Source organism: Pseudomonas sp. B14(2022) (assembly GCF_012030485.1).
Taxonomy (GTDB): Bacteria; Pseudomonadota; Gammaproteobacteria; order Pseudomonadales; family Pseudomonadaceae; genus Aquipseudomonas.
Genome location: NZ_JAAUVM010000011.1, coordinates 20,537 through 44,978 on the forward strand (window position 1 = coordinate 20,537; position 24,442 = coordinate 44,978).

Sequence of the window (24,442 nt, forward strand, 5' to 3'; positions counted from 1 at the left end):
CATGGATATCGGGATGATTCGAGGCCTGGGCACCGTTGTGGTGATGGTGGCCTTTATTGGCCTGGCGCTGTGGGTGTTCAGTCCCCGGCGCAAGTCGGAGTTTGACGACGCGACCATGTTGCCCTTTGCGGATGATCCCGAAGCCATCAAGCACGTCGAGCAAGCTTCTAGGAGTAACAAAGAATGACTACGTTCTGGAGTCTGTACGTCACAGTCCTGAGCCTGGGTACCATCTTCGCCTTGACCTGGCTGCTGCTGTCGACCCGCAAGGGCCAGCGCGCCGAGCAGACCGACGAGACCGTCGGCCACTCGTTCGACGGCATCGAGGAGTATGACAACCCGCTGCCCAAATGGTGGTTCATGCTGTTCGTCGGCACCATCATCTTCGCCCTTGGCTACCTGGTGCTGTACCCCGGCCTGGGCAATTGGAAAGGCCTGCTGCCGGGCTACAACTACCTCGACAACGACAAGCAAACCCCGTTCGCCAACGGCCAGACCGGCTGGACCGGCGTGCACGAATGGGAAAAGGAAATGGCCAGGTCGGACGCCAAGTTCGGGCCGATCTTCGCCAAATTTGCGTCGATGCCGATTGAAGACGTCGCCAAGGACCCGCAAGCCTTGAAGATGGGTGGCCGCCTGTTCGCCTCCAACTGCTCGGTGTGCCACGGCTCCGACGCCAAGGGCGCCTACGGTTTCCCCAACTTGACCGACGCCGATTGGCGCTGGGGTGGCGAGCCTGCCACCATCAAGGAAACCATCATGAAAGGTCGCCATGCGGTCATGCCGGCCTGGCTGGACATCCTCAAGGAGCAAGGCGTCAGCGACGTTGCCGCGTTCGTCGTCACCAACCTCGACGGCCGCAAGCTGCCGGAAGGCGTCAAGGCTGATGTAGCCAACGGCGAAAAACTCTTCGCCGCCAACTGCGTGGCTTGCCACGGCCCGGCCGGCAAAGGCACTCCCGCCATGGGCGCGCCAGACCTGACACACCCGGGTGCATTCATCTACGGTTCGAGCTTCGCCCAACTGCAACAGACCATCCGTTGGGGTCGCCAGGGCCAGATGCCTGCGCAGGAACAACTGCAAGGCAACGACAAGGTGCACTTGCTCGCGGCGTATGTTTACAGCTTGTCCCATGGGGATAAGAAGGCTGACGAGCAGTAAGGCTCTCGGAAACAAAAGAGCCCCGCCCAGCGAAAGCTGGCGGGGCTTTTTCGTTTCCAATGCAGCGACAGCTCGCATGGGAAAAGCACGTTGACCGCTTGTAGCTTTAAGCTTGTGGCTAGCAAAGGTGAAGTAGTAACGTAACTACATTCAGCCCACTCCAGGGGAGGCGCACCATGACTTTCACCACCATTTCCAGCCGCGAATTCAATCAAGACACAAGCGGTGCCAAAAAAGCCGCTCGCCAAGGCCCGGTTTTTATCACCGATCGCGGTAAGCCTGCCCATGTACTGCTAAGCATTGAGGACTACCAAAAGCTGACAGGTCTCAATGCCAACATCGTTGACCTGCTGGTGATGCCGGAAGCGGCCGATATCGACTTTGAAACCGAACGTGCCGTGATCACTCATCGACCCGTGGACCTCTCTTGATGTATCTACTCGACACCAACGTAATCTCTGAACTGCGTAAACCCCAGGCTGATGCGAACGTGGTCGCCTGGGCCAAAAGTGTCATCGCACCGCGTATGTTTATCTCGGCAATCACCCTTAAAGAATTGGAAACCGGGGTCTTGCGCATTGAGCGGCGAGACCCGGCTCAGGGGAAGGTGTTGCGAACCTGGCTCAAGCGTCATGTGATGCCGGCCTTTGATGCCAGAATCCTACCCGTCGATGCTGCAGTCGCGTTGCGTTGCGCACACTTGCATGTGCCGGACCGTGCCAATGAAAGTGATGCATTAATTGCCGCGACCGCGCTGGTGCATGGGCTCACGGTTGTCACGCGCAACGTCAGCGACTTCAAATCCAGCGGTGTTCCACTGATCAATCCTTGGGACGAATGACCGCCTCCCCCACAAAAACCGTCCATACTTCACAAGTCAATTGATCCAGATCACGTACACCATCAATTGATTTCCCCCAATGCGACCAAAGGTCGCACCCTTTGAGCGCCAGCGGGGGCGTATCATTACGCCACTGCAACACCCTTAATTTGACCCCGGTTGGCACGTACTGGCCGAGGCAAATCTCCACCGCCGTGGGATGCAATGATGACCAACCAGATACCGGTACATGACGTTACCCCGCCTGCCAAAATCTCGAATAGCCCTGAAGGTAAGAGCGTCGACCTCTACGCGTCGCGAGAGAAAATCTACACCCGTGCCTTCACCGGCCTGTTCCGCAACCTGCGCATGCTCGGCGGCGCCGGCCTGTTCCTGCTCTACTTCGGCACGGTGTGGCTGAACTGGGGTGGCCACCAGGCGGTATGGTGGAACCTGCCGGAACGTAAATTCTTTATTTTTGGCGCGACCTTCTGGCCCCAGGATTTCATCCTGCTCTCGGGCATCCTGATCGTCTCGGCGTTTGGCCTGTTCTTTATCACCGTGTACGCCGGCCGCGTGTGGTGCGGTTATACCTGCCCGCAAAGCGTGTGGACGTGGATCTTCATGTGGTGCGAGAAGGTCACCGAAGGTGATCGCAACCAGCGCATCAAGCTGGACAAGGCGCCGATGGGAGCCAACAAGTTCCTGCGCAAATTCAGCAAGCACACGCTGTGGCTGCTGATCGGCTTTGCCACCGGCATGACCTTCGTCGGCTACTTCTCGCCGATCCGCGAGTTGGTGTTCGACTTCTTCACCGGCCAGGCCGATGGCTGGTCGTATTTCTGGGTCGGCTTCTTCACCCTCGCCACCTATGGCAACGCCGGCTGGCTGCGCGAACAGGTGTGCATCTACATGTGCCCGTACGCACGCTTCCAGAGCGTGATGTTCGACAAGGACACCCTGATCGTCTCCTACGATCCACGCCGTGGCGAAGTGCGTGGCCCGCGTAAAAAAGGTGCCGATTACAAGGCCCAGGGCCTGGGCGACTGCATCGACTGTACGATGTGCGTACAGGTATGCCCCACCGGTATCGACATCCGCGACGGCCTGCAAATCGAGTGCATCGGTTGCGCCGCCTGTATCGACGCCTGCGATAACATCATGGACAAGATGGAGTACCCGCGCGGCCTGATCAGCTACACCACCGAGCACAACCTGTCAGGGCAGAAAACCCACAAGTTGCGCCCACGCCTGATCGGTTATGCCTTGGTGTTGCTGACGATGATGAGCCTGTTGGCCGGGGCGTTCTTCATGCGTTCGCTGGTGGGCTTCGACGTGAGCAAGGACCGCGTGCTGTACCGCGAAAACGCCGAAGGGCGCATCGAAAACGTCTACAGCCTGAAGATCATGAACAAGGACCAGCGCGATCACACCTACGTGCTCGACGCTGCCGGCCTGCCCGACCTCAAGCTGCAAGGCCGACGTGAAATCAAAGTGGCGGCCGGCGACATCGTCAGCATGCCGGTGGAACTGTCGAGTTCGCCCGAGCAACTGCCGTCGAGTACCAACGAGGTGACGTTCATCCTCAAGGATGCCGATGACACCAGCATCCATATTGAAGCCAAGAGCCGATTCATCGGCCCCCAGGTTCGTTAATAAATAGAAAGCTTCGTTAATAGAGAGCAGAACAATGCCCCAAGCCACTGCCGCAAGCCCTTGGTACAAGCACCTCTGGCCCTGGATCATCATTGGGATTCTGGCCTGCTCGGTGACCTTGACCTTGTCCATGGTGACCATCGCGGTGAACAACCCGGACAACTTGGTCAACGACAACTACTACGAGGCCGGCAAAGGCATCAACCGCTCCCTGGACCGCGAACGGCTGGCCCAGACCCTGCAACTGCGCGCCAAGCTGCACCTGGATGAGCTGACCGGTGAAGTCGAGTTGCAACTCACCGGCTACAGCAACCCGAACACCCTGGAACTGAACCTTATTTCCCCGACCCAGCCAGAGAAGGATCGCAAGATCAACCTGACCCGCAGCGACAGCGAACCGGGCCGCTACATCGGCCAGGTCACCGACAAGGTCGAAGGTCGCCGCTTCGTGGAATTGCTGGGCGTGGAAGGTGACAAGACCTGGCGCCTGTTCGAGGAAGAAGAAGTCAGCCACGACAAGGACTTGCTGCTGGGTGATGAACCGTTGCAGGGTGCTGAAGACCTGAAAAAATAGCAGCGCTCATGACCAGCCCAACCCCCTGCTACCACTGCGCCCTGCCCGTCCCGTCCGGCAGTCGGTTCACCGCCGTTATCCTCGGCGAGCGCCGCGAGCTGTGCTGCCCCGGCTGCCAGGCCGTGGCCGAAGCGATTGTGGCCGGTGGGCTGGAAAGCTATTACCAGCACCGCAGCGAAGCCTCGGCCAACCCCGAGACGCTGCCGGTGCAACTGGTGGACGAACTGGCGCTGTATGACCGCGCCGACGTGCAAAAACCCTTCGTGCACCACGAAGGCGACCTCGCCGAAACCACCCTGTTGATGGAAGGCATCAGTTGCGCCGCCTGTGGCTGGCTGATCGAAAAACACCTGCGCAGCCTGCCCGCCGTGGCCGAGGCGCGGCTGAACCTGTCCAACCATCGCCTGCAGGTGCGCTGGGCCGACGGGCAATTGCCGTTGAGCCAGGTGCTCAGTGAACTGCGCCATATCGGCTACGCCGCGCACCCGTATCAAGCCGACCGTGCGGCCGAACAACTGGCCAGCGAAAACCGCCTGGCCCTGCGCCAACTGGGGGTCGCCGGGCTGCTGTGGTTCCAGGCGATGATGGCGACCATGGCCACCTGGCCGGAATTCAATATCGACCTGAGCCCCGAACTGCATGTGATCCTGCGCTGGGTGGCGATGTTTCTGACAACGCCCATCGTGTTCTACAGCTGTGCGCCGTTCTTCAAGGGCGCCATGCGCGACGTGCGTACGCGTCACCTGACCATGGACGTGTCGGTGTCCCTGGCCATCGGCGGGGCTTATCTGGCCGGCATCTGGACCGCGATCACCGGCGTGGGCGAGTTGTATTTCGATGCGGTGGGCATGTTTGCGCTGTTCCTGCTGGCCGGTCGCTACCTGGAGCGCCGTGCCCGGGAGCGCACGGCCGCCGCCACCGCGCAGTTGGTCAACCTGCTGCCCGCCTCATGCCTGCGCCTCAAAGGTGACGGCCAGAGCGAACGTATTCTTTTGAGCGAACTGGCACTGGGCGACCGCGTGCTGGTGCATCCGGGCGCGGTGCTGCCGGCAGATGGGGTGATCCTCGATGGCCGGTCCAGCATCGATGAGTCGCTGCTCACCGGTGAGTACCTGCCGCTGCCGCGCCAAACCGGCGACGCCGTCACCGCCGGCACGCTGAACGTCGAAGGCGCGCTGACCGTCGAAGTGCGCGCCTTGGGCCACGAGACCCGCCTGTCCGCCATCGTGCGCCTGCTGGAACGGGCCCAGGCCGAGAAGCCGCGCCTGGCGCAGATCGCCGACCGCGCCGCGCAGTGGTTCCTGTTGTGTTCGCTGATTGCCGCGGCAGTGATTGGCCTGCTGTGGTGGGAGCTGGATTCATCGCGGGCGTTCTGGATTGTACTGGCGATGCTGGTCGCGACCTGCCCGTGTGCGTTGTCCCTGGCCACGCCGACCGCCCTCACCGCCGCCACCGGCACCCTGCACAAGCTCGGGCTATTGCTGACCCGTGGCCATGTGCTCGAAGGCCTGAACCAGATCGACACGGTGATTTTCGACAAGACCGGCACCCTCACCGAAGGCCGCCTGGCGCTGAAAGCGATCAGGCCCCTGACCGCACTGAACAGCGACGAGTGCCTGGGCCTCGCCGCCGCCCTGGAAAACCGCTCCGAACACCCGATTGCCCGCGCCTTCGGCCGTGCGCCGCTGGCCGCTGACGAGGTGCTCAGCTCCCCCGGCCTCGGCCTGGAAGGACGTGTCGGCAAACGCCAGTTGCGCATCGGCCAGCCGGGGTTTGTCTGCGCACTCAGTGGTTGCCCGATTCCTGCCTCTCCGGAGGATGACGGCCAATGGCTGCTGCTGGGCGACGGCGATGGCGCCCTTGCCTGGTTCGTCCTCGACGACCGCCTGCGCAGCGATGCCCCGGCCCTGCTGGCCGCCTGCAAGGCGCGCGGTTGGCGTACGCTGCTGCTGTCGGGGGACAGTTCGCCGATGGTCGCCAGCGTCGCCGCTGAACTGGGCATCGATGAAGCCCACGGCGGCCTGCGCCCCGACGACAAGCTGCACGTGCTGCAACAGTTGCACAAGGAAGGCCGCAAGGTGCTGATGCTCGGCGACGGCGTCAACGATGTTCCGGTGCTGGCCGCCGCCGATATCAGCGTGGCCATGGGCTCGGCCACCGACCTGGCCAAGACCAGCGCCGATGCGGTGCTGCTGTCCAACCGCCTCGACGCGCTGGTACAGGCCTTTACCCTGGCACGACGCACCCGCCGGGTGATCATTGAAAACCTGCTGTGGGCCGGGCTGTACAATGGCCTTATGCTGCCGTTTGCCGCCCTCGGTTGGATCACCCCGATCTGGGCGGCGATCGGCATGTCCCTCAGTTCGTTGACCGTGGTGCTCAACGCCCTGCGCCTGACTCGCGTGCCGAGTGCGCAGGCCACAAGCGCCCCTTTGGTAACCCGCCCGCTGCCGGCTTGAGCCGCGCGGGCATGGAGTGCAGATGCCAGCTTTATACGTAATGATTCCGGCGGCGCTGCTGTTAGTGGGCGTGGCCATCTACATCTTCTTCTGGGCCGTGGACAGCGGCCAGTACGACGACCTCGACGGCCCGGCCCACAGCGTGCTGTTCGACGACCAGGACCCGAACCACCTCGCGGCCGTCGACGAAGCCAACGGCCCCGAGCAACCGCCCACGCCCAAAGACCCACCCCATGCTTGAGCTGGCGCCGCTGCTGGTCTCTGCTCTGATCCTGGGCCTGCTGGGCGGCGGCCATTGCCTGGGCATGTGCGGCGGGCTGATGGGCGCGCTGACCCTGGCGATTCCCAAGGAACAACGCAGCCGCCGATTCCGCCTGCTGCTGGCGTACAACCTGGGACGTATCCTCAGCTATGCCACTGCGGGGTTATTGATCGGCCTGGCGGGCTGGGCCGTGGCCAACAGCCCGGCGGCCCTGTTCATGCGCGTGCTCGCCGGGTTGCTGTTGATCTGCATGGGGCTGTACCTGGCCGGTTGGTGGAGCGGCCTCACCCGTATCGAAAGCCTCGGGCGCGGCCTGTGGCGCTACATACAGCCCGTCGCCAACCGTTTGCTGCCGGTGTCCAGCCTGCCCCGCGCGCTGCTGCTGGGCGCGCTGTGGGGCTGGTTGCCGTGCGGGCTGGTGTACAGCACCCTGCTGTGGGCCGCCAGCCAGGGTAATGCGCTCGACAGTGCGTTGCTGATGTTGGCTTTTGGCTTAGGCACCTGGCCGGTACTGTTGGCGACCGGGTTGGCGGCCGAACGCGTGACCGCGTTATTGCGCAAGCGCAGCGTGCGTATGGCCGGTGGCCTGCTGGTGATTATTTTCGGTATCTGGACCCTACCAGGTCCGCATCAGCACTGGCTAATGGGCCACTAAAAGGCCATGTGGCATAGCGCCGCTCCCCGTTGACGCAAATCAAGATGCCATATCGGCCACGCCCCTAGACTCGGCCCACTAGCCTATCCGGGGAATGCCCGCATGCTCGACGCCATTCGTTGGGACCCACATCTGATTCAACGCTACGACCTGGCGGGACCGCGCTACACGTCCTACCCCACCGCCGTACAATTCGACAGCCAGGTCGGCACCTTCGACCTGCTCCACGCCCTGCGCGAAAGCCGCAAGGCCACGCGACCGTTGTCGCTGTATGTGCATGTGCCGTTCTGCGCGAATATTTGCTACTACTGCGCGTGCAACAAGGTGATCACCAAAGACCGTGGCCGCGCCCAAGCCTACCTGCAACGCCTGGAGCAGGAGATTCAGTTGGTGGCCTGCCACCTCGACCCGAAACAATCAGTCGAGCAATTGCACTTCGGCGGCGGCACCCCGACCTTTCTCAGCCACGACGAACTGCGCCAGGTCATGGGCAGCCTGCGCCAGCACTTCAATCTGCTCGACGGTGACTCCGGCGACTACAGCATCGAGATCGACCCCCGCGAAGCCGACTGGGCGACCATGGGCCTGCTGCGTGAACTGGGCTTCAACCGTGTGAGCATCGGCCTGCAAGACCTCGACCCGGACGTGCAGCGGGCGGTCAACCGCCTGCAAAGCCTGGAAGAAACCCGCGCGGTGATCGACGCCGCGCGCACCCTGCAGTTTCGCTCGATCAATATCGACCTGATCTACGGCCTGCCCAAGCAGACGCCGATCAACTTCGCGCGCACCGTGGAGGAAGTGATCAAGCTGCAACCGGACCGCCTGTCGGTGTTCAACTACGCGCATTTGCCGGAACGCTTCATGCCCCAACGACGGATCAACAGCGAGGAGTTGCCGTCGCCGGAATCCAAACTGCTGATGCTGCAAACCACCATCGAGCAACTGACCCAGGCCGGATACCGCTACATCGGCATGGATCACTTCGCCCTGCCGGACGACGAACTCGCCATTGCCCAGGAAGAAGGCACGCTGCAACGTAACTTCCAGGGCTACACCACCCACGGCCATTGCGACCTGATCGGGCTCGGCGTGTCAGCCATCAGCCAGATCGGCGACCTGTATTGCCAGAACAGCAGTGACCTGAACGGCTATCAGAACGCCCTGGCCAGCGCCCAACTGGCCACCAGCCGCGGCTTGATCTGCACCACCGACGACCGCTTGCGCCGGGAAGTGATCCAGCAGTTGATCTGCACGTTCAGCCTGGCATTCGAGCAGATCGAACAGGCGTTCAATATTGATTTTCGTGGGTACTTCGACGAAGTCTGGCCGCAACTTGAGACCATGGCGCAAGACGGCCTGATCGAACTGGATACGCAGAGCATCAAGGTTCTGCCAGCTGGGCGGCTGCTGGTGCGTTCGGTGTGCATGGTGTTCGATGCCTATCTGGAGCACCAGAACCGGCAACGATTTTCACGGGTGATCTAGTTACATCGACAACGAAGCGGCTTTGAGCGCGTCATCGGCGCTCATGGTCTTCATCGCTTTGGCCAGAGAGATCTGGGCCGTCATCAAACCTGCCTGCAACGAACTGATCGCGCCTTGCACATTGGCGGTCTTGGCCCGGGCCTGTTCCGGGGTCAAGCTTTTGTCAGCCGCGATCGCCTGAAGCTCAGCCATTTTCTCGGCGATCTGCTGTTTCAGCTTACGGATCATTTTCAGCACGTCCTTGACGTTATTGTCCAGGCCGCTGTCGTCGATATCGGCATTCGCGCTTTTGGGCGCCGCAGCCGCCTTGAACGCTGCGGCGGAAATAGTCACCGTAACCCCTTCATTCACCTTGGCCTCAGGCACCGGCGCGGTCACGGGCAGTTTTTCCTCGGTCTCGGCAGCGGGCTTCAAGTCCTGCACACTGGGTACACGGATGGCAGGGTTGTAAGCCGCGACAACAGACATGATCCAAGCTCCGAATGGTAGATGTGCAGCTTGTATCGGCATCGGTACAAAAAGCTTTATACCGTTGCCTGTTTTTTGTACAGACTGGCTTCACTGCCCCCCAGTGCGGTACCCTTACGTCTTATGTGTGTTTTCCCACAAGGATCTAAGAAATGTCCGAGCCAGTCAAACTGCGCGCTAACAGCCAGGCTCACTGCAAGGATTGCAGCCTGGCCCCCCTCTGCCTGCCACTTTCGCTGAATCTGGAAGACATGGAAGCGTTGGACGAGATCGTTAAACGTGGTCGCCCGCTCAAGAAAGGCGAGTTTCTGTTTCGCCAGGGCGACAAGTTCGATTCCGTCTATGCAGTACGTTCGGGCGCGCTGAAGACCTTCAGCCTGAGCGACGGCGGCGAAGAGCAAATCACCGGTTTCCACCTGCCCAGCGAGCTGGTCGGGTTGTCGGGCATGGACACCGAGATTCACCCGGTGTCGGCCCAGGCCCTGGAAACCACGTCGGTGTGCGAAATCCCCTTCGAGCGCCTGGACGAACTGGCCCTGCAACTGCCACAACTGCGCCGTCAGTTGATGCGCGTGATGAGCCGCGAGATCCGTGACGACCAGCAGATGATGTTGCTGCTGTCGAAGAAAACCGCCGACGAGCGCATCGCCACCTTCCTGGTCAACCTGTCGGCGCGTTTCCGCGCCCGTGGTTTCTCGGCCAACCAGTTCCGTCTGAGCATGTCGCGCAACGAAATCGGCAATTACCTGGGCCTGGCGGTGGAAACCGTGTCCCGTGTGTTTACCCGTTTCCAGCAGAGCGAACTGCTCGCCGCCGAAGGCAAGGAAGTGCACATCCTCGATCCGATCCAACTGTGTGCGCTGGCAGGCGGTTCGATGGAAGGCTGACGTAGACACTTGCGGCCGCGCCAATCGGCGAGGCCGCAGGTATACTTCGAGTCCGTTTTCCGCCCTGGACTCTTCGACGATGACCTTCGATTCGTTCGACATCAAATCCCTGATCCGCCCCGTCATCGACTTCCCCAAGCCTGGGGTGATCTTTCGTGACATCACACCGCTGTTCCAATCGCCCAAGGCCCTGCGCCTGGTGGCTGACACCTTTGCCCATCGCTACGTCGAGGCTGATTTCAGCCATATTGGCGCAATGGATGCACGAGGCTTCCTGATCGGCTCGATCATCGCCTACCAACTGAACAAGCCGCTGATCCTGTTCCGTAAGCAGGGCAAGCTACCGGCTGACGTGCTGGCCGAGGGTTACCAGACCGAATACGGTGAGGCCTTCCTCGAAGTGCATGCCGACAGCCTGTGCGAGGGTGATTCAGTGCTGATGTTCGATGACCTGATCGCCACGGGCGGTACCCTGATCGCGGCGGCGAACCTGGTGCGGCGCATGGGGGCGAAGGTTTTTGAAGCGGCGGCGATCATTGACCTGCCGGAGCTGGGTGGCTCGCAGCGCCTGGAAGATATGGGGATTCCGACGTTTTGCCTGACCCGCTTTGCCCTCACCGAGCGATAACGGTTGCCTGGACTGACGCTATCAGGGGCAAGTGAAATCGCCGCACCGCCCCTCCCACATTTGATCCTGCGGTGATCGTTAGAGCGCGATCGGTTTACGACCGGCAAACGAATGCGCCAACGTGCCGCCGTCCACCAACTCCAACTCGCCACCCAGCGGCACGCCATGGGCGATGCGCGAAGTGACCAGGCCTTTGTTGCTCAGCAGTTGAGCGATGTAATGCGCGGTGGCTTCACCTTCCACGGTCGGGTTGGTGGCCAGGATCACCTCGGTAAAAGTGCCCTGTTCTTCAATACGAGCCACCAACTGCGGAATGCCGATGGCCTCCGGCCCCAGGCCATCGAGCGGCGAGAGGTGGCCCTTGAGCACAAAGTAGCGCCCGCGATAACCGGTCTGCTCCACCGCGTACACATCCATCGGCCCTTCCACCACGCACAGCAGCGTGTCGTCGCGGCGCGGGTCGGCGCATTGCGGGCAGAGTTCTTCTTCGGTGAGGGTACGACACTGGCGGCAGTGGCCCACCCCGGTCATGGCCTGGCTCAGGGCCTGGGCCAACCGGGTACCGCCGCTGCGATCACGCTCCAGCAGTTGCAGCGCCATGCGTTGGGCGGTTTTCTGGCCGACACCCGGCAATGTGCGCAGGGCGTCGATCAGTTGGCGAATCAAGGGGCTGAAGCTCATGGGCGAATGGTCCGACAAAACAACGAGACGCGGTTTATACCCGCGCCCCGGATTAGCGTCAAATGCTCAATCCTGCGCGACCCGCACCACCAACTTGCCGAAGTTGCGCCCTTCCAGCAAACCGATAAAGGCTTCGGGCGCCTGCTCCAGGCCCTCGACCACGTCTTCACGGAACTTGATCTTGCCGTCGCGTACCCACGGTGCCATGGCGCTGAGGAACTCCGGCTGACGATCACCGTAGTCGTCAAACACGATAAAGCCCTGGATCCGTACACGCTTGGTCAACAACGTGCGTTGCAGCGCCGGCAAGCGGTCAGGCCCGCTGGGGGCTTCATGGGCGTTATAGCCGGCGATCAGCCCGCACAGGGGGATGCGCGCCTTGGGATTGAGCAGCGGCAGCACGGCGTCGAACACCTTGCCACCGACGTTTTCGAAGTAAATGTCCACGCCCTTGAAGCAGGCCTGGGCCAAGTCTTCGGCAAACGTTGCGCTCTTATGGTCTATGCAGGCATCAAAGCCTAATTCCTCCACCACGTAGCGGCACTTGTCGGCACCGCCCGCAATCCCGACCACACGCAGGCCCTTGAGCTTGGCCACCTGGCCGACCACCGAACCCACGGCGCCGGACGCTGCGGCCACCACCAGGGTTTCACCGGCTTTTGGCTGGCCGATGTCCATCAGGCCCATGTAGGCGGTCATGCCAGGCATGCCCAGTACCCCCAAGGCCATGGACGGGCTGGCCAGGCCATTGGGCACCGGAATCAGGTTGCGGCCGTCGGAAATGCTGTGGCTTTGCCAACCGGTGGCGCCGACGACCAGGTCACCCACCTCGAATTTCGGATTACGTGATTGCTCGACACGGCTGACAGCCCCGCCGGTCATCACCTCGTCGATTTCCACGGGCGCGGCGTAGGACGGTGCGTCGCTCATGCGACCGCGCATATAAGGGTCGAGGGAGAGGTAGAGCGTTTTCAGCAGGACCTGGCCGTCTGCCAACTCCGGCAAGGTCACCCGTTCCAGGCGGAAGTTTTCCGGGGTGGGGGCGCCTTGGGGGCGTGAGACCAGGACAATGCGCTGGTTCAAAGTCGGTTCGTGAGGCATGAAGGGGCTCCTTTATCGAATCTATCGGTATAGGGTGCAGACCATGGGTGCCGCGCCAGGGTTCGATTGGATTGGCACAAACAAAAATGCCAGGCACAAGGCCTGGCATTGGAGTCTAGCTAAAGACCGCCGATTAGAACGGCAGCTTCATGCCCGGCGGCAGTTGCATGCCGGCGGTCACGCCGGACATTTTGTCCTGGCTGTTGGCTTCAATCTTGCGCACGGCGTCGTTGACGGCTGCAGCGAACAGCGCTTCGAGCATTTCCAGGTCATCTTCGCCCACGCCTGGCAATACGCTTGGGTCAATGCTCACGCGCTTGATGTCGTGACGACCGGTCATCACCACACTGACCATATCGCCACCGGCTTTACCGGTGACTTCGGCGTTGGCCAGTTCTTCCTGCATCTTGGCCATCTTTTCCTGCATCTGCTGTGCCTGCTTCATCAGGCCGGCCATGCCACCTTTCATCATGGGAATCACCTCAAAAGTACGTGGATCAATTAATAGCCCGGTGTCAGGACGCCTGGGGCACCGGGGCTTCGACAGGTTCAATTGTATCTTGGCGAACGACCGCACCGAACTGCTGCATCATTTGCTGGATGAGCGGATCGCCGTGGATCGAGTCCTCAGCCTCCCGCTGGCGGTTGATACGCCGGCGGGTCGCGGCCTGGGCCGGGGTTTCCTGCTCGGGCTTGATCAACTCGATGGTGATGGTCAGCGTGCGCCCATGGTACTGGTTCAGGGCATCGTTGAGGCGCCGCTGCTGGGTCGCGTTGAACAGGGCGCTGTGGGCCGGGTCCAGGTGCAACAGCCAGTGGTCGCCGTCAATGGCGATCAGGGTGCAGTTGGCGGCGATGCTGCCGGTCATGCCGGAAATCGGCAGTTTGGGGAACAGCTCCAGCCATTGCAGGGCCAGGCCGGTGGCCGGCGCCGCAGCGGGCTCTGCCTCGGGTTCCGGGGCTGGCTCGGCAGTGTGCTCGCTGGCCAGATCGTCCAGGTAGCTGTAGGCCGAATCCATGTCCGGCTCGATGTAATCTTCGTCCAGCGGCGGTTCGTCGTCGAGGTCGATGCCCGGGATTGCGGCTTCGACCTGGGCGACGGTCGGCTCGGGAACCGGCGCTGAAACCCACTCCGGGGCGGCCGGCACCACGCTGTCCGGCGTCGGTGCAGGCATCGGCGTCAGCTCAGGCTGCTCACCGGCGGTTTCCAGTACCGGCTCGACATAGGGCTGCTGTTCGACCTCGACCTCAGCGTCTACCGGGTCATTCCAGGGCAGGTCGACCACAGGCTCGGGCTCGACAACCGGTTCCGGCTCGACCACTGCTGCCGCCACCACCGGTGCCGGCTCAGGCGCCGGTGCAACGGGGGCAGCAACCACTGGCGCGACCACCGCCGCGCCAGCCACTGGTTTGGCGGAATCAACTGTGGCCTGGCTGATCCCCACTGGCTTTAGCGGCTGTCTCGGCGCATCGGCCGAATCCGCCGGTCGGAACGCCAGCATCCGCAGCAGGACCATCTCGAAGCCTCCGCGCGGGTCCGGTGCCAAAGGCAAGTCGCGACGACCGATCAGGCCCATCTGGTAGTAGAACTGCACGTCTTCGGCCGGCAACGCCTGGGCCAGGGCCAACACGCGGTCGCGGTCGCCATGGCCGTTGTCGACACCTTCCGGCAACGCCTGGGCGATAGCGACGCGGTGCAGCACGTTGAGGATTTCCGAAAGCACGCCGTTCCAGTCGGGGCCTTGCTCCGACAGGTGGCGCACGGCCTCGAGCAACGCCTTGGCATCGCCCTCGATCAGCGCGTGCAGCACGTCGAACACCTGCCCGTGGTCGAGGGTACCGAGCATGGCGCGCACATCGGCGGCCATGACCTTGCCTTCACCAAAGGCAATGGCCTGGTCGGTGAGGCTCATGGCATCGCGCATCGAACCATCGGCGGCGCGGCCCAGCAGCCACAGTGCGTCATCTTCGAACGGTACGTTCTCGACGCCCAGCACGTGGGTCAAATGCTCCACCACGCGCTCAGGGGTCATGTTTTTCAGGGAGAACTGCAGGCACCGCGACAGGATCGTTGCAGGAAGTTTCTGCGGATCGGTGGTGGCCAGGATGAATTTAACGTAGGGCGGCGGCTCTTCCAGGGTTTTCAACAAGGCGTTGAAGGAATGGCTGGAGAGCATGTGCACTTCGTCGATCAGGTAGACCTTGAAGCGGCCACGGCTGGGCGCGTACTGCACGTTGTCGAGCAGCTCGCGGGTGTCTTCGACCTTGGTGCGGCTCGCGGCGTCGATCTCGATCAGGTCGACGAAACGCCCTTCATCGATCTCGCGGCACACCGAGCAGGTGCCGCAGGGCGTCGAAGTGATACCGGTTTCACAGTTCAGGCATTTGGCGATGATGCGCGCAATGGTGGTCTTGCCCACCCCCCGAGTACCGGTGAACAGGTAGGCGTGGTGCAGCCGCTGGCTGTCCAAGGCATTGATCAGAGCCTTGAGCACATGGGTCTGGCCGACCATTTCGCGGAACGAGCGCGGACGCCATTTACGTGCAAGAACCTGATAACTCATCGAAAACCGTCGCAACTGGGAAGCGGAAGCCGGTAATGCTAGCGGAGCAAGGGGGAAATTGCATCCGGCACGCTCGCCTAATCTGACTAAGCTCTGCTGATTGGCCCCAAAAAGCCCTGAACCCGGAGAGTGTATGCGCGTAGTCCTGGGCGCTTTATGGATGTTCACCACGGCCACTCTGGCGGCGCCTGCGCCGTTGCGTTTCTCGATTTCCGACAGTTGGGCGATGCCCATGGTGCAACTGGACGACGGGCGGCCCACCCAGGGCATTCTGTATGACGTGATGTTGAGCCTGGCCACCCAGGTCGGCCGTCCGGCACAGTTCCATGTACTGGCCCGGGCACGTATCTCGACGGCCATGGAGCATGGCGATATTGATGTGCGCTGTTATGTCACCCAGGCCTGGCTCAACAACCTGTCCGGCGACTACACCTGGAGCATCCCGTTGATGGTGCAGCGTAACGTGCTGGTGAGTAGCCACATTCCCACGCAGCCGGTGCAAGTGACCAGGCTGGCACCTCAATCGATCGGCACGGTGCTCAATTATCGCTACGCCATCCTCGACCCGCTATTTGCCAGCGGCCAACTCTCCCGTGACGATGCGCGCAGCGAAGAGCAGGTGCTGTACAAGCTGGTGGCCGGACGTTTCAAGTTTGCGGTGAGCAACGAATGGATCCTGGATCGTTTCAACCAGCGCATGCCGACCGGCACAAAACTGCATAAAGTCGCCGTGATCGATGAACAACGCGTGGGCTGCGCCGTGCGCAATGATCCGAACGTGCCGGTGCAGCAGATCCTGCGCACCTTGCTGCGCATGAAAATGTCCGGCGAAGTCGATGAAATTATCAAGCTGTACACCGGTGAGACTCCTGACAAGAACTGACAATGACGCCTTATAGAATCGGCGCCCTCACCCACCCGTTCTCAAGGAGCCCACATGAACACCGTCGCCCATTACTTCCTGCTGTACGTCGACAGCCCGGCCACCAGTGCCAACTTCTATAGCCGCCTGCTGGGCAAGCCACCGGTCGAATTGAACCCGACCTTTGCCCTGTTCATTCTCGACAACGGCGTAAAGCTCGGGCTGTGGTCGCGTCATACTGTCGAGCCGGCAGCCCAGCTCACAGGTGGTGGCGGTGAAGTGGGCTTCTCGCTGCCCGACAAGGCCGCCGTGGACGCGCTGCACGACCAATGGGCAGAACAGGGCGCCGTCATTATCCAGTCACCGACGAGCCTGGACTTCGGCTACACCTTCGTCGCCCAGGACCTCGATGGCCACCGTTTGCGCGCGTTTTGCCTGAACGACTGACCGCCAGCGCCCCTCCAGGCTGATGGCCGCCACGCTGGCCAGCACGATCACAGCGCCCAGCATCACCCGCAAGGCAATGTGTTCGCCCAGCAACGTCGCGGCCATCACCATCGCCACCGGCGGGATCAGGTACATCGCCACCGACGCGCGACTGACCTCCACATGCTTCAACACATAACCCCAGGCCAGGTACGCCAGGGCGCTGGGGAAGATGCCGAGCACCAGCACCGCCAGGTTCTCCGGCAACGGCGCCTGCAGCACCGCCGCAGGCAGGCCCGGCAGGTTCACACACAACATCAGCGTGCCCGCCCACACCATGTAGCACGCCATGGTCAGTGGGCTGTAACGGTGGGCATAGTGTTTCTGCAGGGCGAAATACACGCTCCACGACACCGCCGCCAGCAGGATCAACACGCCACGCGGGTCGATGTCACCCACGCCCTGATCGCCCCAGATCACCACCAGCACGCCGAGCAGGCCCAGCAATACGCAGCCCCAGCGCCAGGCGCTGACCCGTTCCTTCAAGCAGAAAAACGCGATCAGCACACTGAACAGCGGCGCTGACTGCGCCAGAACACTGGACGCCGCCGCAGTCACCCATTGCTGTCCGTAGTTGATCGCGGTGTGATGCAGGAACACGCCGAAAAACCCCAGTACCAGTAACCAGGGCACATCGCGCAAGCGCGGCCGGCCAATGCCCATCACCAGCGCCACGACGCCCATGAACACCGAGGCGATCAAAAACCGTAGCAATGCCAACTGGCCGGGACTGTAGCTGTGCAACCCCATGTGCACGCCAATCGGCGAATAGGCCCAACACAGGATGACGCTGGCGATGACTAGCGTAAGCTTTACGGGTGAAGGGGTATTCATCGACGGCGTCCAGAAACTGAGAAGGTGTGCCGTCAGTCTTGGCCCGGGTAAGGCGCAGGACAATTAACCGTTTCTGACTTCTGCAATCACTGGAACTGAGCAATGGAACTGGCCCAACTGAAAATGGTGCGAGCCGTGGCGCAAACCGGCAGCGTGGCCCAGGCCGCGGCGCAATTGCACTGCGTACCGTCCAACATCACCACGCGCATCAAGCAGCTGGAGGGAGAACTGGGCACACCGCTATTCATCCGCGCCGGGCGTGGGCTGGCCATCAGTGCTGCCGGTGAGATTTTCCTGGATTACTGCGAACGCATCCTGGCGCTGGTGGATGAGTCCAAACGCGCCGTGGACGCCAATGCCATTCCCCGTGGCACCTTGCGTATCGGCGCGGTGGAGTCCAGCGCCAGCGGACGCTTACCGCCGCTGCTGGCGGAGTATCACCGGCGCTACCCCGATGTCAGCCTGGAACTGGTGACCGGCGCCTGGGGCCAACTGCTCGACGACCTGCAACACCATCGCCTGGACGTGGCGCTGGTGGCCGCCGGCAACAAGCGCACCAGGCTCGAACACAGCGTGGTCTACAGCGAGCGCCTGGTGCTGATCGCCAGCGCGTCCAGTGACCCCATCAGTGGCGCCGAGGACCTCGCCGGGCGCACTTTGCTGGTCTGGCCACCCGGCTGCCCATATCGCGCGGCACTGGAAAACTGGGTCAAGCCCCATGACTTCAAGCCGACCATCGCCAGCTATGCCAGTTGGGGCACGATCATCGGCTGCGTCAGCGCTGGGATTGGCGTGGCGCTGGCGCCGGAAGGCATCCTCGCCCGCTATGAGCAAGCCAACCAGCTGGCGTCTTATCGATTTGAAGAACTGGCGGCCGTGGATAACCTGCTGTTCTGGCACAAGGACACCCAGCGACATCTGGCCAGGGATGCATTTGCCGAGCTGTTGCGGGAGACTTTTGGCTGACACAAATCAAAAAGGTGGAACGGACTTGTCCCCTCCCACCTTTCGTTTTCAAGCAACTGCGCAATCAGCCTTCCGGAGCAGCCAACCTTGCGTACTGATCCTGACTGATCCAGCCGCTGAACGAGCGGTCGTCGGCATTGATGAACTCGACCTGGGCCCAACCGTCCTTGAAGGCCAGCACACCGACCACATCGCGCTTGACGATATACGGACGCTTGGCGGGCTTGGCGCCTGGGGTCTTCAGCAGGTAAGCCTTGTCGGCGGATACCGTCACCAGGCCGATCCATTTTTTGCTGGCGGTCTGGGTCAGGTCCAGGCCGGTGGCAATCTCCGGCATAAGCACGTTCATGCACCCAGGGTGCTGGCGGCCCTCTTCCACCGTCAGGGTCACGCCATCGGACGAAGGCGCCAGGCTGCCGGGATGAGCCTCATCGAGCCAAGTGGTGAGCGCCTCAGGTTTGCCTTGCAGGTAAAACGCGCAACGGCGGGTGACGCCCTCGCCCATGGCTTCAGAATAGAACCCTTCAACCTGATGTTCGGGCGTCACTGCCAGCATCAGCCCTTCGTACTTGCCCGAATGCAACGCAGCCGAACCGGCCAAGGCAGGGCCCACGGCGCACAACGACAACACACCTATCGCTAGAAAACGGATCATCCTATTTTTTCCCTTCAAGTTTTTCGTAGGCTTTTTGCATCAGGACGTCGTAGTTGCCGTAGTCCTCGCCGTTATAGTTACGCGCCATGCCGGTAAAATCCTTGGCTTTCATGGCTTTCATCAAGGCCGGGCTCTTGCTGCAAAAACCGAGGAACGCTTTTAGTTGGTTGCCGGCATTCACTTTTAATGCTGCCGAAAACTCAAACACCGTCTTGTAGCCGCACGATGCAAAGTTGAAGCCCATGATCTGGAACATACCCCACGACGCCGACATGAGTGCCGCTTCCTGGTCCAGGGCAAATGCGGTGGCCATGGTTTCCCAAGCCTTGGCCTGATCCTTGTTATTGGCCTGCCACTGCGGCCCGGCTTTTTTCTTGTAGGGGTAGGACAACAGCGGGTGCGCCTGGTCGTAGATGTGCTTGGTGTACTTGCGAAACAAGTGCCCTTCAAACGCGATCACCGGCAACTTGGCCGGGCCGAACCCCGAACGCCCACCTGATTCCACAGTGGCGAAGGCCTTGATGATATTCACCGAAATACCGCTCCCCAACTGCGTGGCGGCGTTCTGGAAGTCCGTTTCGCTGAGGGTCATGCCCCCGTCGCACGTGGCCTGGAGCATCAATTGCCGGTTACGCCGCTCGGCCTCGATCATCGCGCGCATGCGGTCCAGGTACACATTGACCGTGGCCTGCACCGCATCGCCCTGGTTGTTGCCAAATGCATTGAGAAAACTCGGTATGCGCATCGTCGGGAAGGCCTTCACCGGCACCTTCACCGCTTCCTCGATCAGGCTGTTGAACGTGCGACCGGTGGGGTCGACCACGCCATCGGGATGGGCATACTTGAGGTGGCGAAACTGGTATTGGCTGATGCACTGCACCAACTGGCCATCGCACTTGCCGTTTTCGGCCAATGGGAAACCCATCTTGGGAATGATCAGATTGAATAAATACTGGATGCACTGCACATCGGCGGGCAAGTTGCGGGCTTTACCCGGCGCACCTACCGAAGCACTGATAAGACGAGGTAACCCTTGCAGGCTTTTCAATACAGACATCCTTGTTAGTTAAAGAAGTGATAGCACTTCAATATCAAATCAGCACCACTGTCATATTCTGAAACAAGTGGCCGGCGGAAACTAACAAGGCGGTTTGGGGTTGTCCAGAGGGGTGTTGGAAAGTTGTGAAACAGCCGTCATCGACCGCGCAATAAAACATCGGCAGTTGACTGAAAATAAGTAATTTGGATTTGAATCGAAGGGGGGGACCGCTGGGAAGAGCGTTATGGAGGCAACCCCACCAGCCACACCCCGGCACACAATGTTCCCGCTGTGGCTGCTGCCTTCCGGCTCTGACCAGGTTCACGGGTAATCGTTGCGGGGGGACCGATGGGGTCACCATAACGACGCTGGCCTCTCGGCAAGCGGGGCCATTGTACCGATCTCATCGGAAGTTACAACCGTTGGTGACGGATTAAAAATATGAAGGGGTTCAAGCACTTGCCATGCCATCGGCTTCCCCTTCCACATTGGCTGATCATTGTGCCTGCAACACCTCATCCGCCCGGCCGCCCTCTTCCTGGATCACCAGGTGAATGAAGTGCAGCTTGGCGATCACCGCCGGTGGCAGCACAAACGGGTAGAAATCCGGCTGGCCCATGGCACGGGAGAGTTCATTGAGCATGCCGGCCAGTTCGATCCAGGCGTTGACGAAGGACAGGAATGCAACGCCGCCGGGATGTTCGGGGTCGTAGAGCGTGGTGAGGGGGAATGGCTGGTAATCCAGGTCCATCTCACGGGCGCTCATACCAAAGCCCAGGGCGGTGTCGACGGCGTCCATCATGTGCAGGTAGTGAGCCCAGGTCTCCGCCCAGTCTTCCCAGGGATGCATGGTGGCGTAGGCACTGACGCTGGTTTGCTGCCAGTCGGGGCGTGGGCCGTTCTGGTAGTGCTGGTCGAGGGCGTCGGCGTAACTGGCGCGCTCGTCGCCGAACAACTGGCGAAAAGGCTCCAGCCAGTGGCTGTTGGCGATCAGGCGGTCCCAGTAATAGTGGCCGACCTCATGGCGAAAATGGCCCAGCAAGGTGCGGTAGGGTTCGCGCATCTGCACCCGGATTTTTTCGCGGTGGGCGTCGTCAGCTTCCTTGATGTCAAGGGTGACCAGGCCGTTGGCATGCCCGGTCATGGGCGCGTTGCCTTCCAGGTCGATGCCGACGAAGTCGAACGCCAGGCCGCTATCCTCGTCGACGCTCTTGGGCACTACTTGCAGGCCCAGGCTGATCAACTGCGCCACCAGCCGGCGCTTGGCGGTCTCCACCTTGCTCCAGCGCTCGGGGTTCTCCGGGATCGACAGGTCGGGGATGGTGCGGTTGAGGCTGCACGCCACACACAGCGGCGCAGTGCTGTGGGCGGGAATCAGCCAGTTGCAGGCCGCCGCGGTGTCGAGGTTGGCACAACGGCGAAAAGCGCCGGCGTCGAGGTTGTCGTCTTGCAGCCAGGTGCCTTCCACGGGCCCGGGCTGCAGGGAGGACAAGCGGCTTTGCTGCGGCTGATAGCCCAGCAGCGCCTGGCAGGCCAGGCATTGGCTGTTGCGAAAGAACAGCGCTTGCCCGCACCGACACTGCCACACCTTGCTGTTGCGCGAGGTTTCGGCCATGAACGGTGCAGCGATGCGCGAACTGAGTTGCTCGAAGTAGCGGAACATGGCGATCTCTCCCTGGGTGACTGAGACTAGATCATTTAGGACTCAGGATCGTTCCACTTTCTTCAGGGGCTGCGTCCCAGCCCGGCGCGGGGCAAGCCCGCTCACCACAGGCGCCGCGTCAGACCGAAATATTGTGTTTGGCAAGGAACGCGACAAAGGCCTCTTCGTCCAGCACCTTCAACCCCAGTTCGCTGGCCTTGGCCAACTTGGAGCCGGCACCCGGCCCGGCCACCACGCAATGGGTCTTCGCCGACACGGAACCGGCCACCTTGGCGCCAAGGCTTTCAAGCTTGTCCTTGGCCACGTCGCGACTCATCAGCTCCAGGGAGCCGGTGAGCACCCAGGTATGCCCAGCTTCGGGCAGGCCTTCGACCACCTTCTTCTCGCTCTGCCAGTGCATGCCGAAGTCCCGCAGTTGCTGCTCGATAGCCAGGGCGTGGCGAGCGTTGTCCGGGTTATCGAAAAACTCCCGCACGGCCTTGGCCTGCTTCTCCGGCAGCGCCTGGCGCATGTCGAGCCAGTCCGCCTTGATCACGCCTTCCAGGCTGCCGAACTTATCCGCAAGTTTCTGCGCAGCGCCGGGGCCCACCGAGGGTACATGCAGCTTGTCCAGGAAGCCGCCCAAAGTGGTACTGGCGGCGAACTCGGCGCTCAGTTCCCCCTGATCCTGCAATTGCAGGCCGCATTCATCAGGCGACAACAGCGCGCCGATCACGTCCTGGTTGTGGCTGTCTTCGAAGAAGCTGTGGATCTCATGGGCCACTTCGAGGCCCACATCCGGCAGGTACGTCAGCACTTCCGGCAAGGCTTTCTGCACGCGCTCAAGGGACGCCAGGGAGCGCGCCAGCACCTTGGCCGTCTCTTCGCCCACGTCGGGAATGCCCAGGGCGTAGATAAAACGCGCCAGGGTCGGGGTCTTGCTGTTTTCGATGGCGGTGATCAGCTTCTTGCTGGAGATATCGGCAAAGCCTTCCAGGTCGATGATCTGCTCGTATTTGAGTTTGTAGAGGTCGGCCGGCGAACCGATGAGTTTTTCATCCACCAGTTGCTCGATGGTTTTGTCACCGAGCCCGTCGATGTCCATGGCCCGGCGCGAGACGAAATGGATAATTGCCTGCTTGAGCTGCGCACCACAGGCCAGGCGCCCGACGCAGCGGTACACCGCACCTTCACTGACGGTTTCCTTGCCCTTGCTACGCTTGACCAGCTGGGTGCGCTCCACATGGGAGCCACACACGGGGCAGCGCTCAGGGATCGGCACCGCACGGGCGTTTTCCGGGCGGCGTTCGAGGACCACCGACACCACCTGCGGGATTACATCACCAGCACGGCGGATGATCACGGTATCGCCGATTTTCACGCCCAGGCGCGCGACTTCATCCATGTTGTGCAGGGTGGCGTTAGACACGGTGACACCCGCGACCTTGACCGGCTTCAAGCGCGCCACCGGCGTCACGGCACCCGTGCGGCCGACCTGGAATTCCACGTCGAGCAGCTCGGTGAGTTCTTCCATGGCCGGGAATTTGTGCGCGATGGCCCAGCGCGGCTCGCGGGCGCGAAAGCCCAGCTCACGTTGCGAGGCAATGCTGTTGACCTTGAACACCACGCCGTCGATTTCATAGGGCAGGCTGTTACGCCGCTCGCCAATATCGCGATAGTAATCGAGGCACTCCTGGATACCCTTGGCCAACTTCAGCTCGTGGCTGATGGGCATGCCCCACTGCTGCAACTGCTTCAGGTTGCCGATATGGGTGTCGCTGATATCCGCGGTCACCTGGCCGAGGCCATAGCAGCAGAATTCCAGCGGACGACTGGCGGTGATCTTCGAATCCAACTGGCGCAGGCTGCCCGCCGCAGCGTTGCGCGGGTTAGCGAAGGTCTTGCCGCCGACTTCCATCTGCGAAGCGTTGAGCCGCTCGAAACCGGCCTTGGACATGAACACTTCGCCGCGCACTTCCAGGGTCGCCGGCCAGCCGCTGCCATGCAGTTTCAACGGGATATTGCGCACGGTGCGCACGTTGACGCTGATGTCTTCGCCGGTGGTGCCGTCGCCTCGGGTGGCGCCGCGTACCAATTCGCCATCCTGGTAAAGCAGGCTGACCGCGAGGCCATCCAGCTTCGGCTCACAGCTGTATTCCACCGCCGCGCCACCGCCGAACAGATCGCCCACGGGCAGGTCGAGACCCTCGGTGACCCGGCGATCGAACTCAAGCATGGTGGTTTCATCAAACGCGTTGCCCAGGCTGAGCATCGGGATCTCATGGCGTACCTGAGTAAAGGCGGACAACGCCGCACTGCCGACCCGCTGCGTCGGTGAATCACGCGTCACCAGGTCCGGATGCTCGGCCTCCAGGGCCTTGAGCTCGTGGAACAACCGGTCGTACTCGGCGTCCGGAATGCTCGGCTCGTCGAGGACGTGGTAACGGTAGTTGTGCTGATCCAGTTCAGCGCGCAGTTCGAGGATGCGGGTGTGGACGGCGGTCATGGGTGTTCTCTCATAAAGCAAAAGAGCAGCCGAAGCTGCTCAAATGTTGGT

At 61.6% G+C, this 24,442-nt stretch carries 25 protein-coding genes and 1 other RNA gene; 15 read left to right on the forward strand and 11 right to left on the reverse strand.

What is annotated here, in order from left to right; all coding sequences use genetic code 11:
* The first annotated feature begins 1 nt into the window (after window position 1).
* The 10 genes from HCF10_RS17245 (at window position 2) to hemN (ending at window position 9,072) form a co-directional block, all read left to right on the forward strand.
* Window positions 2-187: a CcoQ/FixQ family Cbb3-type cytochrome c oxidase assembly chaperone gene (locus tag HCF10_RS17245; RefSeq protein WP_003193169.1), complete on the forward strand. Its 186-nt coding sequence runs from the start codon at window positions 2-4 to the stop codon at window positions 185-187.
* Window positions 184-1,161, forward strand: coding sequence for a cytochrome-c oxidase, cbb3-type subunit III (ccoP, locus tag HCF10_RS17250; RefSeq protein ID WP_065946875.1), 978 nt, complete (start codon window positions 184-186; stop codon window positions 1,159-1,161). The genes HCF10_RS17245 and ccoP overlap by 4 nt, the downstream gene beginning before the upstream one ends.
* Window positions 1,162-1,337: 176 nt before the next feature.
* Complete coding sequence (locus tag HCF10_RS17255; RefSeq protein ID WP_027603731.1) at window positions 1,338-1,592, forward strand: type II toxin-antitoxin system Phd/YefM family antitoxin; 255 nt, start codon at window positions 1,338-1,340, stop codon at window positions 1,590-1,592.
* Entirely contained in the window at window positions 1,592-2,002 is a 411-nt protein-coding gene (locus tag HCF10_RS17260; protein WP_053132925.1) for a type II toxin-antitoxin system VapC family toxin, read from the forward strand. Before HCF10_RS17255 ends, HCF10_RS17260 begins: the two co-directional genes overlap by 1 nt.
* Before the next feature lie 207 nt (window positions 2,003-2,209).
* Entirely contained in the window at window positions 2,210-3,637 is a 1,428-nt protein-coding gene (ccoG, locus tag HCF10_RS17265) for a cytochrome c oxidase accessory protein CcoG (RefSeq protein WP_131699652.1), read from the forward strand.
* A gap of 34 nt (window positions 3,638-3,671) precedes the next feature.
* On the forward strand, window positions 3,672-4,211 hold the full coding sequence (locus HCF10_RS17270) for a FixH family protein (protein WP_131699653.1): 540 nt from the start codon (window positions 3,672-3,674) through the stop codon (window positions 4,209-4,211).
* An 8-nt stretch (window positions 4,212-4,219) separates the two neighbouring features.
* Window positions 4,220-6,670 carry a heavy metal translocating P-type ATPase gene (locus tag HCF10_RS17275; protein WP_167656045.1) on the forward strand — a complete coding sequence of 817 codons (2,451 nt, stop codon included), beginning with the start codon at window positions 4,220-4,222 and terminating at the stop codon, window positions 6,668-6,670.
* 22 nt (window positions 6,671-6,692) lie between these two features.
* Complete coding sequence (gene ccoS, locus HCF10_RS17280; RefSeq protein ID WP_053132914.1) at window positions 6,693-6,911, forward strand: cbb3-type cytochrome oxidase assembly protein CcoS; 219 nt, start codon at window positions 6,693-6,695, stop codon at window positions 6,909-6,911.
* Entirely contained in the window at window positions 6,904-7,587 is a 684-nt protein-coding gene (locus HCF10_RS17285) for a sulfite exporter TauE/SafE family protein (protein WP_131699655.1), read from the forward strand. The genes ccoS and HCF10_RS17285 overlap by 8 nt, the downstream gene beginning before the upstream one ends.
* A gap of 102 nt (window positions 7,588-7,689) precedes the next feature.
* The gene (gene hemN, locus HCF10_RS17290) at window positions 7,690-9,072 is read left to right on the forward strand and encodes an oxygen-independent coproporphyrinogen III oxidase (protein WP_131699656.1); all 1,383 of its coding nucleotides are present in this window, start codon (window positions 7,690-7,692) and stop codon (window positions 9,070-9,072) included.
* Here the strand turns inward: hemN and HCF10_RS17295 are convergent, their stop codons facing one another.
* Window positions 9,073-9,540: a hypothetical protein gene (locus tag HCF10_RS17295; protein ID WP_145337012.1), complete on the reverse strand. Its 468-nt coding sequence runs from the start codon at window positions 9,538-9,540 to the stop codon at window positions 9,073-9,075. It lies immediately after the preceding gene.
* A 152-nt stretch (window positions 9,541-9,692) separates the two neighbouring features.
* Between HCF10_RS17295 and fnr the strand changes: the two genes are divergently transcribed.
* Together fnr and HCF10_RS17305 are read left to right on the forward strand one after the other, a co-directional pair.
* Window positions 9,693-10,427 carry a fumarate/nitrate reduction transcriptional regulator Fnr gene (gene fnr, locus HCF10_RS17300; protein ID WP_167656046.1) on the forward strand — a complete coding sequence of 245 codons (735 nt, stop codon included), beginning with the start codon at window positions 9,693-9,695 and terminating at the stop codon, window positions 10,425-10,427.
* Window positions 10,428-10,506: 79 nt separating this feature from the next.
* Window positions 10,507-11,055: an adenine phosphoribosyltransferase gene (locus tag HCF10_RS17305; RefSeq protein WP_131699659.1), complete on the forward strand. Its 549-nt coding sequence runs from the start codon at window positions 10,507-10,509 to the stop codon at window positions 11,053-11,055.
* Between the two features lie 78 nt (window positions 11,056-11,133).
* On the opposite strand, the gene recR is transcribed toward HCF10_RS17305, so the two are convergent.
* The 4 genes from recR to dnaX all read right to left on the reverse strand — a co-directional run bounded on the left by recR (window position 11,134) and on the right by dnaX (window position 15,401).
* Window positions 11,134-11,736 carry a recombination mediator RecR gene (gene recR, locus HCF10_RS17310; protein ID WP_027603720.1) on the reverse strand — a complete coding sequence of 201 codons (603 nt, stop codon included), beginning with the start codon at window positions 11,734-11,736 and terminating at the stop codon, window positions 11,134-11,136.
* Between the two features lie 66 nt (window positions 11,737-11,802).
* On the reverse strand, window positions 11,803-12,837 hold the full coding sequence (locus tag HCF10_RS17315) for an NADP-dependent oxidoreductase (RefSeq protein WP_131699660.1): 1,035 nt from the start codon (window positions 12,835-12,837) through the stop codon (window positions 11,803-11,805).
* A gap of 133 nt (window positions 12,838-12,970) precedes the next feature.
* Window positions 12,971-13,309 (reverse strand): YbaB/EbfC family nucleoid-associated protein, encoded by a 339-nt coding sequence (locus HCF10_RS17320; RefSeq protein ID WP_003193199.1) that lies wholly within the window; start codon window positions 13,307-13,309, stop codon window positions 12,971-12,973.
* Window positions 13,310-13,352: 43 nt separating this feature from the next.
* Window positions 13,353-15,401: a DNA polymerase III subunit gamma/tau gene (gene dnaX, locus HCF10_RS17325; protein WP_131699661.1), complete on the reverse strand. Its 2,049-nt coding sequence runs from the start codon at window positions 15,399-15,401 to the stop codon at window positions 13,353-13,355.
* A gap of 133 nt (window positions 15,402-15,534) precedes the next feature.
* Between dnaX and HCF10_RS17330 the strand changes: the two genes are divergently transcribed.
* Together HCF10_RS17330 and HCF10_RS17335 are read left to right on the forward strand one after the other, a co-directional pair.
* Window positions 15,535-16,284 carry a substrate-binding periplasmic protein gene (locus tag HCF10_RS17330; RefSeq protein WP_167656047.1) on the forward strand — a complete coding sequence of 250 codons (750 nt, stop codon included), beginning with the start codon at window positions 15,535-15,537 and terminating at the stop codon, window positions 16,282-16,284.
* Between the two features lie 54 nt (window positions 16,285-16,338).
* Window positions 16,339-16,710, forward strand: coding sequence for a VOC family protein (locus HCF10_RS17335; RefSeq protein WP_167656048.1), 372 nt, complete (start codon window positions 16,339-16,341; stop codon window positions 16,708-16,710).
* Here the strand turns inward: HCF10_RS17335 and HCF10_RS17340 are convergent.
* Window positions 16,624-17,583, reverse strand: a complete 960-nt coding sequence (locus HCF10_RS17340; RefSeq protein WP_167656049.1) for a DMT family transporter — start codon at window positions 17,581-17,583, stop codon at window positions 16,624-16,626. The two genes, HCF10_RS17335 and HCF10_RS17340, sit on opposite strands and share 87 nt — an antisense overlap.
* Before the next feature lie 102 nt (window positions 17,584-17,685).
* Between HCF10_RS17340 and HCF10_RS17345 the strand changes: the two genes are divergently transcribed.
* Window positions 17,686-18,549: a LysR family transcriptional regulator gene (locus HCF10_RS17345; RefSeq protein WP_131699665.1), complete on the forward strand. Its 864-nt coding sequence runs from the start codon at window positions 17,686-17,688 to the stop codon at window positions 18,547-18,549.
* 64 nt (window positions 18,550-18,613) lie between these two features.
* Here the strand turns inward: HCF10_RS17345 and HCF10_RS17350 are convergent, their stop codons facing one another.
* The 5 genes from HCF10_RS17350 to ligA form a co-directional block, all read right to left on the reverse strand.
* On the reverse strand, window positions 18,614-19,204 hold the full coding sequence (locus HCF10_RS17350) for a hypothetical protein (RefSeq protein WP_131699666.1): 591 nt from the start codon (window positions 19,202-19,204) through the stop codon (window positions 18,614-18,616).
* A 1-nt stretch (window position 19,205) separates the two neighbouring features.
* Window positions 19,206-20,252 carry an N-acetylmuramidase family protein gene (locus HCF10_RS17355; protein ID WP_065924756.1) on the reverse strand — a complete coding sequence of 349 codons (1,047 nt, stop codon included), beginning with the start codon at window positions 20,250-20,252 and terminating at the stop codon, window positions 19,206-19,208.
* Between the two features lie 245 nt (window positions 20,253-20,497).
* An RNA gene (ffs, locus tag HCF10_RS17360) (signal recognition particle sRNA small type) lies at window positions 20,498-20,594 on the reverse strand.
* A 145-nt stretch (window positions 20,595-20,739) separates the two neighbouring features.
* A complete protein-coding gene (locus HCF10_RS17365; RefSeq protein WP_131699668.1) occupies window positions 20,740-21,906 on the reverse strand; it encodes a zinc-binding metallopeptidase family protein in 1,167 nt (388 codons plus the stop codon).
* Between the two features lie 118 nt (window positions 21,907-22,024).
* Entirely contained in the window at window positions 22,025-24,391 is a 2,367-nt protein-coding gene (ligA, locus tag HCF10_RS17370) for an NAD-dependent DNA ligase LigA (protein ID WP_167656050.1), read from the reverse strand.
* Between the last annotated feature and the right edge of the window lie 51 nt (window positions 24,392-24,442).

Excerpts from the sequence above, each read along its gene's own strand:
- hemN (WP_131699656.1), top strand. The coding sequence starts at position 7,690 with ATGCTCGACGCCATTCGTTGGGACCCACATCTGATTCAACGCTACGAC.
- HCF10_RS17340 (WP_167656049.1), bottom strand. The coding sequence starts at position 17,583 with ATGAATACCCCTTCACCCGTAAAGCTTACGCTAGTCATCGCCAGCGTC.
- HCF10_RS17255 (WP_027603731.1), top strand. The coding sequence starts at position 1,338 with ATGACTTTCACCACCATTTCCAGCCGCGAATTCAATCAAGACACAAGC.
- HCF10_RS17305 (WP_131699659.1), top strand. The coding sequence starts at position 10,507 with ATGACCTTCGATTCGTTCGACATCAAATCCCTGATCCGCCCCGTCATC.
- ligA (WP_167656050.1), bottom strand. The coding sequence starts at position 24,391 with ATGACCGCCGTCCACACCCGCATCCTCGAACTGCGCGCTGAACTGGAT.
- HCF10_RS17345 (WP_131699665.1), top strand. The coding sequence starts at position 17,686 with ATGGAACTGGCCCAACTGAAAATGGTGCGAGCCGTGGCGCAAACCGGC.
- HCF10_RS17295 (WP_145337012.1), bottom strand. The coding sequence starts at position 9,540 with ATGTCTGTTGTCGCGGCTTACAACCCTGCCATCCGTGTACCCAGTGTG.
- HCF10_RS17350 (WP_131699666.1), bottom strand. The coding sequence starts at position 19,204 with ATGATCCGTTTTCTAGCGATAGGTGTGTTGTCGTTGTGCGCCGTGGGC.
- HCF10_RS17335 (WP_167656048.1), top strand. The coding sequence starts at position 16,339 with ATGAACACCGTCGCCCATTACTTCCTGCTGTACGTCGACAGCCCGGCC.
- fnr (WP_167656046.1), top strand. The coding sequence starts at position 9,693 with ATGTCCGAGCCAGTCAAACTGCGCGCTAACAGCCAGGCTCACTGCAAG.
- HCF10_RS17275 (WP_167656045.1), top strand. The coding sequence starts at position 4,220 with ATGACCAGCCCAACCCCCTGCTACCACTGCGCCCTGCCCGTCCCGTCC.
- ccoP (WP_065946875.1), top strand. The coding sequence starts at position 184 with ATGACTACGTTCTGGAGTCTGTACGTCACAGTCCTGAGCCTGGGTACC.
- HCF10_RS17270 (WP_131699653.1), top strand. The coding sequence starts at position 3,672 with ATGCCCCAAGCCACTGCCGCAAGCCCTTGGTACAAGCACCTCTGGCCC.
- HCF10_RS17245 (WP_003193169.1), top strand. The coding sequence starts at position 2 with ATGGATATCGGGATGATTCGAGGCCTGGGCACCGTTGTGGTGATGGTG.
- ccoS (WP_053132914.1), top strand. The coding sequence starts at position 6,693 with ATGCCAGCTTTATACGTAATGATTCCGGCGGCGCTGCTGTTAGTGGGC.
- recR (WP_027603720.1), bottom strand. The coding sequence starts at position 11,736 with ATGAGCTTCAGCCCCTTGATTCGCCAACTGATCGACGCCCTGCGCACA.
- HCF10_RS17315 (WP_131699660.1), bottom strand. The coding sequence starts at position 12,837 with ATGCCTCACGAACCGACTTTGAACCAGCGCATTGTCCTGGTCTCACGC.
- HCF10_RS17320 (WP_003193199.1), bottom strand. The coding sequence starts at position 13,309 with ATGATGAAAGGTGGCATGGCCGGCCTGATGAAGCAGGCACAGCAGATG.
- HCF10_RS17365 (WP_131699668.1), bottom strand. The coding sequence starts at position 21,906 with ATGTTCCGCTACTTCGAGCAACTCAGTTCGCGCATCGCTGCACCGTTC.
- ccoG (WP_131699652.1), top strand. The coding sequence starts at position 2,210 with ATGACCAACCAGATACCGGTACATGACGTTACCCCGCCTGCCAAAATC.
- dnaX (WP_131699661.1), bottom strand. The coding sequence starts at position 15,401 with ATGAGTTATCAGGTTCTTGCACGTAAATGGCGTCCGCGCTCGTTCCGC.
- HCF10_RS17260 (WP_053132925.1), top strand. The coding sequence starts at position 1,592 with ATGTATCTACTCGACACCAACGTAATCTCTGAACTGCGTAAACCCCAG.
- HCF10_RS17330 (WP_167656047.1), top strand. The coding sequence starts at position 15,535 with ATGCGCGTAGTCCTGGGCGCTTTATGGATGTTCACCACGGCCACTCTG.
- HCF10_RS17285 (WP_131699655.1), top strand. The coding sequence starts at position 6,904 with ATGCTTGAGCTGGCGCCGCTGCTGGTCTCTGCTCTGATCCTGGGCCTG.